Annotated in this window: 1 protein-coding gene; it reads left to right on the top strand. The window is 69.2% G+C overall.

From position 1 onward, the window contains the following. Positions 1–666 (top strand): DUF2336 domain-containing protein (locus tag MOV74_RS39740; protein ID WP_246933063.1); only part of this gene is annotated, 666 nt, incomplete at both ends.

Below are 666 nucleotides of genomic sequence, written 5' to 3'. Positions count from 1 at the left end.
ATGGCCGAGGCCTTTGCGCGCAGCACGGATGCGCCGGCGTCGATCGTGCGGGCGCTGTCGGCGGATCAGCCGACCGTCGCGCTGCCGGTGCTCGAACATTCCCCGCTCTTGATCGACGCCGATCTCGTCGACATCGTTGCGACCGGCAATGACGAGGTGCAATGCGCGGTGGCCCGCCGCATCGCGCTGCCGGTATCGGTCTGCGCCGCCATCGCCGAAGTCGGCTGCGCGGCCGCCGCGCTGGAGCTGATCGAAAATCCTCATGCCGAGCTTGCCCCGTTCTCCTGGGATCGCATCGTCGAGCGCCATGGCCATCTCGCCGCGATCCGCGAGGCGATGCTGGTGCTGGATGATCTGCCGTCCGCAACCCGGGCCGCGCTGGTGGCGAAACTCTCCGAGACCCTGGCGCAATTCGTCGTGGCGCGGAACTGGCTGAGCGCCGATCGTGCCGATCGCATCACGATCGAGGCGCGCGACCGCTCCACCATCAACATCGCGGCGCGCTCGCGCGGCGAGGACATGCAGGGCCTGGTGCATCATTTGCGCGTCACGGGCCAGCTGACCGCCGGCCTGATCCTGCGCGCATTGCTGTCCAGCAATCTCGACCTGTTCGACGCGGCGCTGGCCGAGCTCGCCGATCTGCCGCTGGCGCGCGTCACCGCGCTG

This window comes from Bradyrhizobium sp. SHOUNA76 (genome assembly GCF_023006445.1).
In the GTDB taxonomy this organism is placed as follows: Bacteria; Pseudomonadota; Alphaproteobacteria; order Rhizobiales; family Xanthobacteraceae; genus Bradyrhizobium.
This window is presented reverse-complemented; position numbering and strand designations above follow the sequence as displayed.